Raw genomic sequence first — 16,350 nt, forward strand, 5'->3', positions numbered from 1 at the left:
TTAGGAGTAACCATGACTTCCGACCCCACCCGTGCAGCCGGTGAGCCCCAGTTCCCCGGGGCGGCGCTCGGTGACATCGAGCCGGCCCTGCTGGAGGACTGGTTCCGCTCGCGCTACTTCGAGGCGCGCGTCGATATCTCCAGCTCGGGCATGCAGAACTACTCGCTCGGCCAGCTGCGCAAGATGCTGGACATCAGCGTGGACGAGCTCGACCTGCTGCCGTTCCGGGACAGCCCCTCGCTCGGCTGCGAGCCGCTGCGGGCCGCGATCGCCGCCCGGTACGCGCCGACCCGCTCGGAGCGGGTGATGGTGACCCACGGCTCGACCGAGGGGATCTTCCTGGCACTGTCCGCGGTGGTCCGGCCGGGCGACGAGGTGGTCGTGCTCAGCCCGGTCTACCAGTCGCTCTCCTCGGTCGCCTCGGCGCTCGGCGCCCGGCTGCGGGTCTGGGAGCTCGGCGCCGCCGACGACTTCGAGCCCGACCTCGACCGGCTGCGCGCGCTGATGTCGCCGAAGACCCGGGCCGTGGTGGTGAACTTCCCGCACAACCCGACCGGTGCCATGCCGGACCTGGCCGGCTACCACCAGCTGCTGCAGATCGTCGAGTCCGCCGGCTGCTACCTGTTCTGGGACGCGGCCTTCGGCGAGCTGGTCTACGACCGGACCCCGCTGCCGGACCCCTCGACGCTGATCGACCGCGTCGTCTCGTTCGGCACGATGTCCAAGGCCTTCGGACTGCCGGGGCTGCGGATCGGCTGGTGCATCGCGCCGCCGGACGTGCTGGCCGGCATGGTCAAGCTGCGCGACTACGTCACCATCAGCACCTCGCCGCTGAACGAGCTGCTGGGCACCCGGGTGATGGAGAACGTGGACAAGGTGGTCGGGCCGCTGCTCGCGCAGTCCCGGTTCAACCGGCTGCTGCTGACCACCTGGGCGGCCGAGAACTCGGACGTGATCTCGCTGCCGCTGCCGCACGGCGGGGTCAGCGCCTTCCCCGCGCTGGCGCCCGGCACCGACACCATCGCGCTCTGCGACAAGCTGCTGGACGAGCACGGCGTGCTGCTCGTGCCGGGCCTGTGCTTCGACCACCCCGACCGGGTGCGGCTCGGCTTCGGCGGCCCGACCGACGAGCTCCAGGCGGGCCTGGAGGCCCTGGCGCTGGTCGCCCGCGAGCTCAGCTCACCGCTGGTGAAGCGGTGAGTGTGAAGCGCTGAGCAGCTGAGACAAGCAGGCACATGACAGAGAGCCCCGCATGGATATGGGCAGACCGTATCCACGCGGGGCTTCTGCGTGGTCGGCCGGCTCAGGTCGGGGCAGTCAGGCGAAACAGACGTGCAGACGTGCAGACGTGCGGACGATCAGCGCGTGGTGGGCAGCAGGCCGTCCTGCACGGCGTGCACCCCGGCCTGGAACCGGCTCTGGGCGCCGAGGCGCTCCATCAGATCGGCCGCGATCCGGCGGGCGGTGCGCGGCGAGACGCCGAGCCGCTTGGCGATCGTCTCGTCGGTGTAGCCCTGGGCCAGCAGCTGCAGCGTGGCCCGCTCCTGCGGCGAGATGCCGCTGGGCTCCTGGCTGGGGCTGGCGCCGAGCGGCGTGGCCGCGTCCCAGATGCTCTCGAAGAGCGCGACCAGCGCCGCGAGCGTACCGACGCCGCGCAGCACGACGGCACCGGCCAGCGCGTCGGTGTCGATCGGCAGCACCGCGTGGCAGCGGTCGGCGATGATCATGCGCAGCGGCAGCGTGGGCGCGGTGCGCACCTGGGCGCCCTGTGCGCTGAGCCAGGCGACGTGCTCAAGGGTCGGCTGGTGGTTGCGGACGCTGTCCAGGTAGATGGTCCTGCTCTTCACCCCGCGCTCGAACATCGCGGAGTTGCCGGGGCGGCTGGCCAGCAGGTCCTCGGCAGTGTGCGCTCCACCGGGCGCGAAGGTCATCATCTCTTCGGTGGTCTCGCGGGAGAGCCGGGTGAGCCGCTCCCGGATCTCGTCGGCACCGACCAGTTGCTCCGCGTGGGCGTCGACGGTTCTGGGACGCAGTGCCGAGCACTCCGCGATCAGCTGCGCGGCCGCGGCCCGGGAGGCCTCGACCCGCATCTGCTGCGCGGCCAGGTCCGCCTGCTGGCGCGCGAGCAGCACCTCCATCGCGGTCTCGGGCGAGATCGCCCGGAACCCGATGTGCTCCGCCTGGGAGGGATGGATCAGCGCGAGCTCGCTGAGCCGGCTCAGGCCCTCGCGCACCTGGGACTCCGGCACGCCCAGCCGCGCCGCGAGCTGCACGACCCCTTCTGCCGGGTTGGTGAGCATTGCCCGATAGACAAGTTCGGCGTGCGCATCGAGCCCCAGGACCTCAAGCACTGTTCCCCCATTCTCGGCCTGCGAATACTGATGCGGATTCTAGGAGAAGCTTAGGCCTCATGGGTGGACGCTTTATGCCATCGCCGGAAGCGTCCAACTTGGGCGGTTGTGAGCAGTATTGTCAGCGCCCGAAGATGGCTTCATGTATCTGATTCACACTCATCTACGCTGTGCGGACGGGACATCACTGCCAGCGGACACCGCGGAAATAGTGGCCGACTTCGCCGAGCCGCAGGACGGGCTGGAGCACGTGGCGGTCCACCCCGACGCGGCCGGCGGCCCGGTGGTCGGCCTCTTCCTGACCTCCGACAGTCTGGCGACTGCCGAGGCCAGCGCCCTGCGGCTGTGCCGCGCGGCGGTCACCCGGCACCCCCGGCTGCGCCGGATCGCCGTACTCAGCAGTCAGGCCGTCCTCGTGCCGGGCCCCTGGGACGCGGCCACCGAGCCGGTGGGGGGTGGACAGGTTATGCCAATGCCGGATCCGTCCAGCCGGAACCCGTTCCATCCGTTCTGAGAGTCGGCCAGAGTAGAGCCATCGGCAGGAACGAGGCGCCGAGAAAGCCCGGAAATACATTCCGGGAAATCACCGAAACAATCAAGGAGAATCCCATGCTGGCCACCCGTGTCGCCAAGTTCACCGCCGCCGCTCTTATTGCGCTCAGCAGTGTCACGGCAATTGTGGTCGCATCGGGTACTCCGCAGAACTCCACCGCGACGGTTCAGGTGGCCGACGGCACGGTCGGCACCACCGCCGGCACCACCCAGGTCGCCCCGCTCGACATCACCTGGGGCCACTGAAACGCCCAGGTCAGACGACCTGACAGCTACTGACAGGTAACACCGACCTGACGTAGCACCGGCCTCCGTGCGAAATATCCCGGACAACCTGACGAAGTCCACACAACCTGGCCGATGAAAGCTCAACCAAGGCTCAAGTAGCGCTCAAGCGAGACCAGAGCAATCCGTGCAGGCACGACACGATTACAGCCCGTCCGAATAACACCGGATGACCGGCTCAGAACAACCCGCGGAGCACGTCGCCGCGCACCCGTCGCGGCCCCGGTGCCCGCCACCGATTCGCCCCCCGGACCGCAGCCCTGGCGCCCAGCGCCGGCCGGCCCGATCAGGACAGGCCCGATCAGGACAGCCCCCGCCCGTCGAGGTGGCCCCTTCGGGCCAGAGCCTGCCCACGACTTCCGCACACCCCTCGCGACCTGCCCGGCCGCTCGCCTGAGCAGGCAGACCCCGCAACCATCACCGACTCGGAGGACGAAAGATGACACAGGATGTTGCGCCGCTCATGGCGGCGTCATCCCCGCACCCGGACCAGCGCCTCCGCGAGCGCTCGCCAGGCCTCGGCCGCGAGGTCGAGGTTGCCGGAGCCCTGCAGCTGCTCGGCGACCGTCCGGAGCGCGCCGACCGCGTCGTCGCCCCGTCCGAGACTGATCTCGAGCTGGTGGAAGAGGATCTCGACGCTCATCCGGTCCTGAAGAGACAGGCCGGAGGGATCGTCCAGGACCTCTCGGGCGAGTCGGGACGCCCGCTCGCGATCGCCCTGGTGAAAAGCGAGACGAGCAGCGATGGCCTTGAGCTCAGCCTGGTGTCCGGGGCTGCCGTGGACGGCGATGACCTGATCCGCCTCGCGGAACCAGTCGAGGACCTGCGGGGTGACCTCCTGGCGCATCCGCAGGTAGAGCGAGATGGCCGCCGTGCGCAGTCGGCCCCAGGTGAGGATGTCGCGCTGGTCGGCGACCGCGAGCGCCTGCTCCAGCAGGGCCAGCCCCTGCTCGCCCGCCCCCTGGCGGACGGCGACGGTCGCCGCGGTCCAGAGCACCTGAACGCGCAGCGTCCCAAGCTCCGCTGGCGGGATCTGCTGGGCCAGCTCGGCATGCTGGGCGGCGGCGAGGAGGTTCCCGGACTCGGTCTCGGCGGCGATCAGCGCGAGGAGCGCGCGGGCGACGTCCGAGCGGGGGACCTCCACGTGCTCCTCGCCGAGCGCGAACGCCTGTCCTGCCACAGTCACGGCCTCCTCGACCTCACCGAGGAGCCGCGCGCAGACTGCTAGTCCGGTCAGCGCCTTGACCTCCAGCACCGGCGAACCCAGCCGGCGTGCGGTGTCCAGCGCCCGGCCGAGCGTCTCGCGACGCTCGGCGTGCCGGCCCAGCAGCTCGTAGGCACGGGACAGGTTCAGCAGCAGCAGCCAGAACATCTCCGGCGCCAAGTGCTGTTCCTCGTCCCTGGCCTGACCGAGCGCCAGGATGGCCGCCTCGTAGCGTCCGTCCTCCACGGCGGTGGCACCCTCCGCGATGCGGACGGCGACCATCTGCGGGGAGTGCGCGCGGAAGGTGTCCTCGGGCACGCCGAAGCGGTCGGCGAAGTGCCGCACCGCCGCCGAGGTCGGCGCGCGCAGACCGGCCTCCAGTCGGGAGACGTAGCTGGAGGAGACGCCGTCGCCGGCCAGTTGGGCCTGCGAGAGACCGCGCTCCCGCCGCAGCTCGCCGACCAGCTGCCCGAATGCCGGTTGAGCCAAGTAGTCCATCTGTCGCCAGCCTCGTTCCCAGACGTGTCAAGAAAGAGAGAGGAGGTTCGCCGTGAAGCGTCGCTCCGTCGCCATCACCGTGCTCGCCGGCGAAGGGGAGTGGCCGTAACCCTGCGGCCCCCGTCCTGGCAGTTGCCAAGCCGACATCCTCTCGATGACAAATCTTCCATCGTCCTGGCACGTTCAGTCAAGGCACCTCAGTGCCGACGGCGTGGCCCCAGCCGATGAGGCACCAGCAAGCCGCGCAGAGCAGGCCATTCAAGCTTGATGCCAAAATCTGACAAACACTGGACGGATCTTGTCATCACTGGCTAGTGTTGCGGCCACCGAGAGCCCAACGGCAGCGAACGCACCCCGTTGAGTGCACCCCGTTCCCCGACCCACTCCTAGGTGGAGAGCCTTGCTTACCGACGTCAGGACCCTCGACACCGAGACCACGGTGCTTCCCCGCATCCTCGGGATCGGCACGGCCAATCCGGCCACCAGCTACTCGCAGGACGACATCCTGGAGGCCTACGGGATCACCGACCCCACGGTCACCTCGGTCTTCCGCAACAGCCACATCGACAAGCGGCACCTGACCCTGCCGCCGGTCGGTCCCGACGGCGTACCGCAGCCCGAGACCCAGTCCCAACTGCTGCGCAAGCACCGCGAGAAGGGCATCGAACTCGCCGCCGAGGCGCTGACCAAGTGCCTCGCGGAGATCGGCGCCTCGCTCGACGACCTCGGCTACCTGGTCTGCGTCACCTCCACCGGCCTGCTCACCCCCGGCTTCAGCGCGCTGCTGATCAAGGAGCTGGGCATCCCGGTGACCTGCAGCCGGCTCGACGTGGTCGGCATGGGCTGCAACGCCGGACTCAACGGCCTCAACCCCACGGCCGCCTGGGCCGGCCGCAACCCCGGCCGACTGGCCGTGATGGTCTGCGTGGAGTGCTGCTCGGCCGCGTACGTCTTCGACGGCACGATGCGCACCGCGGTGGTCAACGGCCTGTTCGGGGACGGCGCCGCGGCGGTCGCGGTGATGGCCGGCGACGAGCCCAAGGGCCCGCAGTCGCAGGGCCCGCAGTCGCAGGGCCCGCAGCTGGTCAAGTTCACCAGCCGGATCATCCCCGAAGCGGTCGAGGCGATGCGCTTCGACTGGGACGAGGAGCACGGGAAGTACAGCTTCTTCCTGGACCGCGACGTCCCCTACGTCGTCGGCGCGCACGCCGAGGAGGCGATCGACAACCTGCTCAAGGACACCGGTCTGCGCCGCTCGGACATCGCGCAGTGGATCGTCCACTCCGGCGGCAAGAAGGTCATCGACGCCGTCAAGATCAACCTGGGGCTCACCTCCCACGACGTCCGGCACACCACCTCCGTGCTGCGCGACTTCGGCAACCTCTCCAGCGGCTCCTTCCTCTTCTCGCTCGACCGGCTGCGCGCCGAGCACGTCGTCGAACCCGGCGAGTACGTCGTGCTGATGACCATGGGCCCCGGCTCCACCATCGAGAACGCCCTGGTCCGCTGGTAGCTCCCGGCGGCGCCGCCCCGGACCCCACATCCGACCGGAACCCAGGCACCCAGAACCCCCTATAGGCCTCGGCCAACCCTCGACTCAGGACGGACAAACCCAGATGGTCAACCAGACCGAACTCGCCCCCGCCACGACCGGCCTCACCATGGCCTTCTACGGCCCGCAGACCCTGTCCCCCGGCCTCGTGGGCACCATCACCGACGCCTGCGACCGCGCCGAGGCCGGCAGCCACGACACCCTGGCGATCCGGCTGGAGAGCAGAGTCGCCAGCAAGGACGTCCAGCTTCCCGGCGTGCACCTGGTCAACAAGTGGGAGCGGGCGCTGCGCCGGCTGGAGCGGCTGCCGGTCGCCACCGTCGCGGTGGCCACCGGGATCTGCGACGGCCACAGCACCGAGACGCTGCTGGCCACCGACTACCGGATCGCCGGTGCGGACCTGCGGCTGCGGCTGCCCGCGAGCAACGACGCCACCTGGCCCGGCATGGCCCTGTACCGGCTGGCCCAGCAGCTCGGCGTCGCCCGGGCCCGGCAGATCGCGCTCTTCGGCACCGAGCTCTCCGCCTGGCAGGCCCTGGAGTTCGGCCTGGTCAACGAGATCGCCGAGGACCCGGACGCCGCGCTGGCCACCGCCCTGGAGAGCTTCGCCGGGGTCCGCGCGACCGACGTCGCGATCCGCCGCCGGCTGCTGATGGACGCCACCTCGACCGACTTCGAGAACGCGCTCGGCCCGCACCTGGCCGCCTGCGACCGCTCGCTCCGTCAGCAGACGGCGGACTGACCGATGCCCAGAGACCTGGCCGAACAACTGATGGGAAACATCATGACCGCGCGCCGGCCGGTCCGGGCGCACCGCGCCGACACGCCCCTGCGCCTCAACGGGGTCTTCGACGCCGACTCCACCGCCCTGAGCGGCCACCTAGGCCGACTCCTGGAGCAGTTGGACACGCTGCCGGTCCGCCCCGAGCGTGGCGCCTGGGAGCAGCGGCAGGCCGAGGAGCTCCTCGCCGCCGGCCGCGCCGCCCGGATGGCCTTCGTCCGCACCCACGGCGAGCGGCTCCACCGCGAGCTGACCGACGACGGCCGGCGATCGGTCCGGCTCGAAGAACTGGCCTATGCTGCCGCCGAGTTGATTCCCGGCCTGGTCCCCACCCGGGACCGGATCGCGGCCGAGCGCCGGTACATCCAGCCCGAGAAGGACGGCCACGAGGTCGACCAGGGCATCCTGATGTGGGGCATGCTCCGCTCGCCCGCCGCCGGCACCCACATCCTCGACAGCATGCTGGCGCCGACGCCCCGGGCGCTCGCCGAGCTGGCGGCCTACCGCGCAAGCGGGGTCGCCGAGTTGGGCACCGTCTCGATCGTCCGCCAGGACGGCGTCGCGCACCTCACCGTCCACAACACGTACTGCCTCAATGCCGAGGACGACGTCCTGGCGGAGGACCTGGAGACCGCGGTCGACCTCGTCCTGCTGGACGAGGACAGCCGGGTCGGCGTGGTGCGGGGCGGCGAGATGGACCACCCCCGCTACCTCGGCCGCCGGGTCTTCTGCTCCGGCATCAACCTGACCCGCCTCTACAACGGGCAGATCTCGCTGCTGGACTTCCTGCTCCGGCGCGAGACCGGCTACATCCAGAAGATCATCCGTGGTGTGCGGCTGCCCGGCGCCGACCCGCTCAGCTCCGACGGGCTGCAGGAGAAGCCGTGGATCGCCGCGGTGGACTCGCACGCCATCGGCGGCGGCATGCAGCTGCTGCTCGCGTTCGACCGGGTCATCTCCGAGACCGGCGCGCAGTTCTCGCTGCCGGCCCTCCAGGAGGGCATCGTGCCCGGCGCCGCGAACCTGCGGCTCTCCCGGGTGATGGGCCCGCGGCTGTCCCGCCAGGTCATCCTCGGTGGCCGCCGGATCCTCTCCGACGAGCCCGCGGCGCAGCTCTTCTGCGACGACGTGGTCGCCCCCGAGCTGATGGACAAGACCATCGCCGCCGCCGCGGAGGCGCTGGACAACCCGGCGGTGGCGAGCAACCGCAAGATGCTCAACCTGGCCGACGAGCCGGCCGACGCGTTCCGCGGCTACATCGCCGAGTTCGCGCTGGAGCAGGCCAAGCGACTGTACAGCGCCGACGTCATCGACAACCTCGAACGCACCTGGATCAGCCGCAGCCGCCAGGGCTGAACCGTACTGAACTACCGGACCAAGACCTCAGATTGGGGTGTGAGATGCCTGGAACCGCGACTCTCCTCGGAGCCTCCGCGGTCGAGTTGGACCGTGGTTCGCTGCACGCAGCCGTGAGCGACCCGGTACTCACCTCGATGAACTTCCTCAATGAGGTGATGACGCGGTTCCCCGACGCCATCTCCTTCGCCCCCGGTGCCCCGCACACCGTCTTCTTCGACACCGTGGACGTGGCCCGCCACATCGACAGCTACCTGGGCCACCTGCGGGAGTCCCGCGGCTGGGACCACGCCAGGGCCGAGCACCAGCTCTACCAGTACGGGCCGGCCGCCGGGCAGATCAACGACCTGGTCGCCCAGCAGCTCCGGCTGGACGAGGGCATCATCGCCTCGCCCGAGTCACTGGTGGTGACGGTCGGCTGCCAGGAGGCCATGTTCATCACGCTGCGGGCGCTGCACGCCACGCCCGAGGACGTGCTGATCGTCGCCGACCCCTGCTACGTCGGCGTGGTCGGTGCGGCACGACTGCTCGGCATCGAGGTGCGCACGGTCAACCAGTCGGACGGCCGGTTCGACGTGGCGGAGCTGCGGCAGGTCTGCGCCGCGATCCGCGCCGAGGGGAAGCGGCCGCGCGCCGTCTACCTGGTCCCCGACTTCGCGAACCCCACCGGCGCCCGGATCGACGTGGCGACCCGCAGGGCACTGCTGGATGCCGCGAACGAGGAGGACGTGCTGCTGCTGGAGGACAACCCGTACGGCTTCACGGCGGCCGCGCTGAGCGAACTGCCCACGCTGAAGCTGCTCGACCAGCACCGCAGGGTGGTCTACCTGGGCACGTACGCCAAGGTCTGCCTGCCCGGCACCCGGGTCGGCTTCGTGGTCGCCGACCAGCTCGTCCGCGCCGCCGACGGCAGCACCCGGCCGCTGGCCGCCGAACTGACCGCCATCAAGAGCATGGTCACGGTCAACACCTCACCGATCACCCAGGCCATCATCGGCGGCATCATCGTCGAACAGCGCGGCTCGCTCAAGGCGGTGGCCCGCGAGAAGGCCGCCTTCTACCAGCGCAACCTCGCGATCCTGCTGCGAGCGCTGAACCGGCACTTCCCGGCGGCGGTCCGGGCTCGCACCGGCATCGACTGGCTGACACCCGACGGCGGCTTCTTCCTGGTGATGAACCTCCCGTTCCGGGTGGACAAGGACCTGCTGGAGATCTCCGCCCGCGACTTCGGGGTGCTGTGGACGCCGATGAGCGACTTCTACGTCGGCGCCGGCGGCGAGCAGCAACTGCGGCTCTCCTTCAGCTACCTCGACAAGGCGCGCATCGAGGAGGGCGTGGCCCGGCTCGCCTCCTTCCTGCGCAGCCGACTCGCCCCGGAGGACCGGATCGCGTTCCCCGCCGTGCGGCGCCAGCCGGCCAACCCGCTGGAGACGGCCTCCGAGCTCTTCGCCGAGTTCCTCGGCGCGGGCCTGCGCCGCTCCCTCTCCCCCGCCCAGGCCTGAGCGCCGGGCCCCATGAACCTCCCGCGGCCGATCAGCCCGGGACCACCCGCAAGACCCGACACCCCAAGGAGAACCACCATGTCCGACATCCGCCGCAACCTCAACGACGACCTCGGCATCGAGCTCGGCATCGACCGCGACCTCAACATCGAGCTGCTGGAGGGCAACGAGTACGACCGCCCGCAGACCTGCCTCATCTCCCCGATCTAGTCCCCCACCCCCACCAACACACCAACACACTTACACCCCAAGGAGAACCACCATGTCCGACGACCTCCGCATCGGCCTCGGCATCGACCGCGACATCAACATCGAGCTCCTCGACGGCGACGAGTACGACCGCCCGCAGACCTGCCTGCTCCCCGTCGGCTGACCAGCCCACCGACCACCACCCAACTCACCTACACCCAAGGAGAACCACCATGTCGGACATCCGCCGCAACCTCAACGACGACCTCGGCATCGAGCTCGGCATCGACCGCGACATCGAGCTGCTGGAGGGCAACGAGTACGACCGCCCGCAGACCTGCCTCATCTCCCCGATCTAATCCCCCACCCCCACCGTCACCCCACCAACTCACTTACACCCCAAGGAGAACCACCATGTCCGAGATCCGCCGCAACCTGGACCGCGACCTGAACATCGAGCTGGGCCTCGACCGCGACCTCACCATCGAGCGCCTGGACGGCGAGCAGCTGGACCGCCCGCTGGGCCGCATCAGCCCCGCCGCCTGATTCCGCTGTACCGGCCGACAGCCCCCAGCATCCGCAACCCCCGTACAAATCCGCTTACTTCACACCGAGGAGAAACCCCATGTCCGAGATCCGCCGCAACATCGCCCGCCGTGACCTGGAGCAGGAGCTGGGCATCGAGCTCGGCCTCAGCGAGCGCAGCATCGAGCTGCTGGACCGCAGCGAGTACGACCGCCCGCAGACCTGCCTGGCCCCGCCGGCCGTCTGAGCTGCTGCACCTCACCTTCGAGAACCCTCGGGTGCCGGGACGCAGTCCCAGAGCCTTCCGGCACCCGAGCTTGTCCAGCAGTCAAGGAGAGAGATGACCCGGCTTCGTGTCTCACAGCTCTGCGTCTTCCTGTGGCGCAAGGGACGGCTGGTCTGCGATGACCCGCTGCGCCACCGGCAGCTCGCGCTGAGCGCGGAAGCCGGCAGTCTCCTCGGTCGGTTCGCCGACTGGAACGACCCGGACCTCGTCCTCCGGGAGACCGGGCACGATCCGCAGCTCGTCAGCCAACTGCTCGGTGCCCACGTCCTGGTGGCGGAGGGATCCCCCGAGCACGACCGCGAGGAGCAGCTCGGCCCCTGGGCCGAGTGGGGAACCGCCGCCACGTACTACCACCTCGCCTCGCGCACCCAGGAGTCCGACACGTTCGTCAGCGCGAACGAGGACTCCGCCTGGCTCCGGGGCAACCTCGACACCCGGCCGCAGCCGGCGCACTTCAAGGAGTACGCGCCGGAGGGCCGGCTCCACCTGCCGGCCGCCGACGACACCGCCCTGCACGCCAACAGCCTGCAGCAGACCCTACGCAGTCGCCGCACCACCCGTCAGCTGGACCCGCAACAGAGTATGTCCCGCGAGCAGTTGGCCACCCTGCTGCGCTGGGTCGCCGGCCCGCTGCACCAGGTGCAGGCGCCCGGCCTGCAGCCCTCGATGCTCAAGGCCAGCCCGTCCGGCGGCTCGCGGCACGCGATCGAGGTCTACCCGGTCGTCCTCAACGTCGAGGGCGTCCCGGCGGGCGTCTACCACTACCACTCCACCGAGCACGCGCTGGAGCCGATCGCACTCGGCGAGCGGGACCCGCAGGAGCTCATCGACTGGTGCGGCGGCCAGACGTACGTCCAGAACTCCGGCGTGCTGCTCCTCTACACCGCCGTCCTGGAGCGAACCGCCTGGAAGTACCGCATGGGCCGGGTCTACCGGTCGCTGTACACCGAGCTGGGCCACCTCAGCCAGACCGCCTACCTGGTCGGCACCGCTCTCGACCTCGGCGTCTTCTTCACCGCCGCGACCCGCGACGAGCCGGTCGAGAAGCTGCTCGGCCTGGACTGGAGCCAGGAGATCCTGCTCGGCCTGAACGGCGTCGGCCCCCGCACCCCGGCGGAGACCGAACGGCAGCGCCGGATGCTGGACGGCGGACCGGCCGACTTCTCCTTCCTGGGCGACGAGTGGGACGGCCGCGGCGCCACGGCCGCCGAGGAGGCGGCATGAGCACCGCCGTCCTCAACTCGGCAGTCCTCACCGACCCGGCCGCCCGGGGCGCCTCCCTCACCGCGACCATCGACCTGGCCGTCGCCGAACGCAACATCGCCCGGTTCCACGAGCGGGCCGCCGCCGCAGGCGTCACCGTTCGCCCGCACGCCAAGGGGCATCGCACCCTCGCCCTGGCGGTCCGTCAACTCGACGCCGGCGCCCAGGGGATCTCGATCACCCAGGCGAACCAGGCCCGCCGGTACCTGCAAGCGGGCGTCACCGACGTCGTGATCGCGCATCCGTTCCGCGACCAGTGGCGCTTCGCGCTCTACGCCGAGCTGGCCCGCGACTGCCGGCTGGCCGTCCACGTGGACTCCCCCGAGGTGGTCCCCGGCCTGGCGGCCGCCGCCCGTGCGGCGGGCAGCACCATCGGCGTGCTGGCCAGGATCGGCGACGGCTACGACGCCACCGCCAGCACCCCGCAGCAGTTGCTCGCGCTCGCCGAGCTGGTCGGCCGCACCGCGGGCCTGCGCTTCGACGGGGTCACCGCCTACCAGGGCATGATCACCCCCGACAGCGGCGAGAACCGCTTCGCCCTGGGCCAGAGCACCGCCCGCTACGCCGTGCACTGCGCCGAGTACCTGCGCGCCCGGGGCACCGCCTGCCCCACCGTCTCGGTCGGCGGCACGCCGACCGCGGCGGGCATCCTCTCCGTCCCCGGCGTCACCGAGATCGGCTCCGGCGCGTACGCGCTCTACGACGAGGGCCTCGCCCGGATCGGCGTCTGCCGGCCGCAGGACGTCGCGATCACCGTCGCCCTCGCCGACCCCGAGCTCCGCGACACGGCCGAGGACCTCCTCGCCCAGCACCGGTACCCGTGGCAGCCGGCCGGCCCGGTCCTGCTCGGCACCGGCGAGCCGATCGCGCCGCCGCACATCTGCCCGCTGCTCCAGGAGCTGCCCGCCCTGCACGTGAGCAACAGCAGCAGCGGCCTGCGCGATCGCTGGCCCGTCCTCGCCAGCCCCGACACCCCCAGCACCTCAGGCACTCCCGACACTCCCGGGACTTCCGCATGAGCAGCACCTTCACCGACCGTCTCAAGGTCCTCGGCGTCCCCCGCTTCCGCCTCTTCTTCATCGGCCAGTGCACCTCGCTGCTCGGTGACTTCATGTCCGCACCGGCACTGGCCTTCGCCGTCCTGGCGCTGACCGGCTCCGCCGCCGACCTGGGCCTCGTGCTCGCCCTGCGGATCATCCCGATCGTGCTGTTCCTGCTGCTGGGCGGCGTGATCGCCGACCGGCTGCCGCGCCACCGGGTGATGCGCTTCGCCGACCTGGTGCGGGCCGCCGGGCAGGGCACGGCCGCGGTCCTGCTGCTCACCGGGCACCTGCGGCTGTGGGAACTGGCGGTGCTCCAGGTCGTCCACGGCACCGCGAGCGCGCTGTTCACCCCCGCGATCACCGGCCTGGTGCAGGAGACCGTGCCGGCCGAGCAGCGCCAGGCCGCCAACGGGCTGCGCAGCCTGTCCCAGTCGGCCGCGATGATCGCCGGGCCGCTCTGCTCGGCCGGCCTGGTGGTCGCCGTCGGCGCCGGCTGGGCGATCGCCGCCGACGCCGCGACCTTCCTGGTCAGCGCCGTCTGCCTGAGCCGGCTCGGCATCGACGGCTCGGCCGGACGCCTCCAGGCCAGCCGGGTGCGCGCCGACCTGCTGGAGGGCTGGCGCGAGTTCAGCGGCCGCACCTGGATCTGGAGCACGATCTCGGTCGCCTCTCTGGCCAACATGGCCTACGCGATGATCTCGGTGCTCGGGCCGCTGCTCTGCCTGCGCGACTTCGGCGGTCCGGGTGCCTGGGGCGCGTTCCTGGCCGCCTTCGGCCTCGGCGCCGCGGCCGGCGGCGCGCTGGGCATGCAGGTCAGCCCGCGGCACCCGCTGCGCTTCGGGCTCATCGCGGTGTCGCTCTTCGCCGCGCCGTCGCTGCTGCTCTCCCAGACCCACAGCGTGCCCGCGGGCCTGGCGGCGTTCTTCCTCGGCGGCGCCGGGATGATGGTCTTCAACCCGGTCTGGGAGACCACCCTCCAGGCCCACGTCCCGGCCGACCGGCTGTCCCGGGTCAGTGCCTACGAGTGGACCGGCTCCTACGGCGCCCAGCCGCTGGGCCTGGCCGTCGCGGGCCCGCTCGCGGCGAGCTTCGGCCTGCGCCGCACCCTGCTCGCCGCCGGTGTCTTCCAGCTGACCGCCACGCTGGCGCCGCTACTGGTCCGCGAGGTCCGCAACCTCACCCCGGCGCCGGAGGCCGCGCCTCCCGAAGCCGCACCGACCGTCAGCGCCGTCCCCGCCGCTGCCGTCTCCACGGCTGCCGCCGCTTAGCGACGGAACGTCAGTTCGCCTGACTACAGCGGCAGTTGCTCGGAGTCGCCGAGCAGCTCGGGCGCCAGCGAGACGATGCAGTCGGCCGGCAGCGAGGAGAGCTCCTTCGGCTCCATCTTGTGCAGGCCGCCGCCGTAGACCCGCCCGCCACCGCGGAAGTCGGTGACGGACATCGAGAGCAGCGCCCGGTGCACGAGGGCGATGCCGTCGGGCGTGCTCTCCAGGAACCGCTGGAGGCGCGGGGTGGGGTAGAGCATCAGGTACATGTTCGTCGCGACCGCGGCCGAGTGGTTCAGGATGAACCGGAGCGGGTGCTCGTCCTCCTTCCCGCGCCCCATGTACGTGAGCAGGATCGGCGCCGGCCCGCGCTCCTCCTGCTTGTACCAGGGCTTGCGGCGGCTGACCAGGTAGCCGTCGGTGACCTTCTTGTCGGCCGCGTCCAGGTAGGCGCCCAGCTCCGGGTTGACCGAGCGGACCTTCTCGATCGGGTGCGGGCAGTCGATCAGCGCCAACTGGTCCGGGATCAGCGGCCAGTGGGACTCGTCGGCGGCGATCACGTCGGTCTTCAGCCCGCGCGGGCTGGGCAGCACCGGGCGCAGGAACTCCGGGTCGATCCCGATCCGCTCGGCCTCGGCGCGCTTGAGGATGAAGAAGGCGTTGGAGCCGGTCGCCAGGCCGCGGCGGATCTTGAAGAAGTCGGACAGCACCGGGCCGCCCACCGCGTCGGCCTGACCGGCGCCGCGGATGTACCGGGACCACTTGATCGCGGGGTCGATCTCCCCAACCCGGATCCGGTGGTCCACCCGCGGGTTCGCGAGGTCGCCGCCGAACGAGAACGACGTCTCGAAGTCCGGATCGGCCGGCTCGTTGCTGAACACCACCACGCTGGAGGTGACCAGCGCATCGTCGAACTGGACCTCAGCGGCGTCGAATTGGTGCACGCGCAGCAGCTTGACCTTGCGAGTCAGGTACTGCTTCAGCGACTTCCCGTAGTTCACGTCCATGAACTCGCTCGGGATCAGCCAGGCGGACACGGCACCGGGCGCCAGCAGCCGGTGGCTCAGCAGGACGAAGTAGACGTAGAGCCCGGTCAGCCCGTTCGGCTTGATGTCGACCTCGTCGAACGCGATCTCGCCAAGCCGCTTCTTGTCGGCGGCGGCCAGGTGGTGGTGCCTGACGTACGGCGGATTCGCGATCAGCAGCGAGGCCGCGAGCGAGGGAACGGTCTGCGGCAGCGTGAAGTCCCCCTGGACGACCGTCAGTCCTTCACCCGCCCAGGTCTCCCGCGCGGCCTGCGCGAACCGCGGGTCGAGCTCCACACCGAGCGCGGATCGGATCCGCTTGCCGCCACCGCTGCCGCTGCCGCTACCGCCGTCGCCGTCCTCGGCGGTGGCCCTGCTCTGCCGCAGCAGCGCCGAGAAGAAGGAGCCGGAGCCGCAGGACGGCTCGATGAAGTCGATCTCGGCCGCCTCGTGCAGGCCGAGCACATACCGGGTGATCTCGTCGGCGAGCTTCGGCGGCGTCGCGAACTGGCCGGCCTCGTTCCGCTCGCGGGCAGAGCGCTCGGCGTCCAGCGTGGCCTGCAGCCTCAGGCGCCGCAGCTCCAGCTCATGCCACTGCTCAGACACCCGTTGCCTCCACGTCGGCGATCCGCTGCTCCCAGACCCGGTCGAGGCCTACCACAGCAGCGTACTC

17 protein-coding genes are annotated in these 16,350 nt (G+C 70.7%); 14 read left to right on the forward strand and 3 right to left on the reverse strand.

The genetic code is table 11. The annotated features are described in order from the left end of the window. The first annotated feature begins 12 nt into the window (after positions 1 to 12). Entirely contained in the window at positions 13 to 1,200 is a 1,188-nt protein-coding gene (gene vioD, locus AC060L_RS02135; RefSeq protein WP_483796619.1) for a capreomycidine synthase, read from the forward strand. 158 nt (positions 1,201 to 1,358) lie between these two features. On the opposite strand, the gene AC060L_RS02140 is transcribed toward vioD, so the two are convergent. Beyond that, positions 1,359 to 2,351, reverse strand: coding sequence for a LuxR C-terminal-related transcriptional regulator (locus AC060L_RS02140; protein ID WP_483796620.1), 993 nt, complete (start codon positions 2,349 to 2,351; stop codon positions 1,359 to 1,361). 211 nt (positions 2,352 to 2,562) lie between these two features. On the opposite strand from AC060L_RS02140, the gene AC060L_RS02145 reads away from it, so the two are divergent. Together AC060L_RS02145 and AC060L_RS02150 are read left to right on the forward strand one after the other, a co-directional pair. Continuing rightward, positions 2,563 to 2,865 (forward strand): hypothetical protein, encoded by a 303-nt coding sequence (locus AC060L_RS02145; RefSeq protein WP_483796621.1) that lies wholly within the window; start codon positions 2,563 to 2,565, stop codon positions 2,863 to 2,865. 95 nt (positions 2,866 to 2,960) lie between these two features. Further along, positions 2,961 to 3,149 (forward strand): hypothetical protein, encoded by a 189-nt coding sequence (locus tag AC060L_RS02150; protein ID WP_483796623.1) that lies wholly within the window; start codon positions 2,961 to 2,963, stop codon positions 3,147 to 3,149. A gap of 511 nt (positions 3,150 to 3,660) precedes the next feature. On the opposite strand, the gene AC060L_RS02155 is transcribed toward AC060L_RS02150, so the two are convergent. After that, positions 3,661 to 4,890 (reverse strand): helix-turn-helix domain-containing protein, encoded by a 1,230-nt coding sequence (locus AC060L_RS02155; RefSeq protein WP_483796625.1) that lies wholly within the window; start codon positions 4,888 to 4,890, stop codon positions 3,661 to 3,663. 400 nt (positions 4,891 to 5,290) lie between these two features. Here AC060L_RS02155 and dpgA point away from each other — a divergent pair, with 400 nt between their 5' ends. The 11 genes from dpgA (at position 5,291) to AC060L_RS02210 (ending at position 14,655) form a co-directional block, all read left to right on the forward strand. Continuing rightward, positions 5,291 to 6,403 carry a 3,5-dihydroxyphenylacetyl-CoA synthase DpgA gene (gene dpgA / locus AC060L_RS02160; protein WP_483796626.1) on the forward strand — a complete coding sequence of 371 codons (1,113 nt, stop codon included), beginning with the start codon at positions 5,291 to 5,293 and terminating at the stop codon, positions 6,401 to 6,403. A 103-nt stretch (positions 6,404 to 6,506) separates the two neighbouring features. Continuing rightward, on the forward strand, positions 6,507 to 7,184 hold the full coding sequence (gene dpgB / locus AC060L_RS02165) for an enoyl-CoA-hydratase DpgB (RefSeq protein WP_483796627.1): 678 nt from the start codon (positions 6,507 to 6,509) through the stop codon (positions 7,182 to 7,184). A 3-nt stretch (positions 7,185 to 7,187) separates the two neighbouring features. Next, positions 7,188 to 8,579 (forward strand): (3,5-dihydroxyphenyl)acetyl-CoA 1,2-dioxygenase DpgC, encoded by a 1,392-nt coding sequence (gene dpgC, locus AC060L_RS02170; protein ID WP_483796628.1) that lies wholly within the window; start codon positions 7,188 to 7,190, stop codon positions 8,577 to 8,579. Positions 8,580 to 8,623: 44 nt separating this feature from the next. Then, positions 8,624 to 10,081, forward strand: coding sequence for an aminotransferase-like domain-containing protein (locus AC060L_RS02175; protein ID WP_483796629.1), 1,458 nt, complete (start codon positions 8,624 to 8,626; stop codon positions 10,079 to 10,081). A gap of 78 nt (positions 10,082 to 10,159) precedes the next feature. Next, a complete protein-coding gene (locus AC060L_RS02180) occupies positions 10,160 to 10,291 on the forward strand; it encodes a hypothetical protein (protein ID WP_483796631.1) in 132 nt (43 codons plus the stop codon). Positions 10,292 to 10,503: 212 nt separating this feature from the next. Then, positions 10,504 to 10,629 (forward strand): hypothetical protein, encoded by a 126-nt coding sequence (locus tag AC060L_RS02185; protein ID WP_483796632.1) that lies wholly within the window; start codon positions 10,504 to 10,506, stop codon positions 10,627 to 10,629. Between the two features lie 55 nt (positions 10,630 to 10,684). Next, positions 10,685 to 10,816 (forward strand): hypothetical protein, encoded by a 132-nt coding sequence (locus AC060L_RS02190; RefSeq protein ID WP_483796633.1) that lies wholly within the window; start codon positions 10,685 to 10,687, stop codon positions 10,814 to 10,816. A gap of 79 nt (positions 10,817 to 10,895) precedes the next feature. After that, positions 10,896 to 11,042 carry a hypothetical protein gene (locus tag AC060L_RS02195; RefSeq protein ID WP_483796635.1) on the forward strand — a complete coding sequence of 49 codons (147 nt, stop codon included), beginning with the start codon at positions 10,896 to 10,898 and terminating at the stop codon, positions 11,040 to 11,042. A gap of 93 nt (positions 11,043 to 11,135) precedes the next feature. Then, positions 11,136 to 12,305 (forward strand): SagB/ThcOx family dehydrogenase, encoded by a 1,170-nt coding sequence (locus tag AC060L_RS02200; protein WP_483796637.1) that lies wholly within the window; start codon positions 11,136 to 11,138, stop codon positions 12,303 to 12,305. Further along, entirely contained in the window at positions 12,302 to 13,363 is a 1,062-nt protein-coding gene (locus tag AC060L_RS02205) for an alanine racemase (RefSeq protein ID WP_483796638.1), read from the forward strand. The genes AC060L_RS02200 and AC060L_RS02205 overlap by 4 nt, the downstream gene beginning before the upstream one ends. Further along, on the forward strand, positions 13,360 to 14,655 hold the full coding sequence (locus AC060L_RS02210; protein WP_483796640.1) for an MFS transporter: 1,296 nt from the start codon (positions 13,360 to 13,362) through the stop codon (positions 14,653 to 14,655). The genes AC060L_RS02205 and AC060L_RS02210 overlap by 4 nt, the downstream gene beginning before the upstream one ends. 23 nt (positions 14,656 to 14,678) lie before the next feature. Here the strand turns inward: AC060L_RS02210 and AC060L_RS02215 are convergent, their stop codons facing one another. Next, positions 14,679 to 16,283 (reverse strand): Eco57I restriction-modification methylase domain-containing protein, encoded by a 1,605-nt coding sequence (locus AC060L_RS02215; RefSeq protein WP_483796641.1) that lies wholly within the window; start codon positions 16,281 to 16,283, stop codon positions 14,679 to 14,681. Between the last annotated feature and the right edge of the window lie 67 nt (positions 16,284 to 16,350).

It is taken from the genome of Kitasatospora sp. NEAU-69, assembly GCF_057158765.1.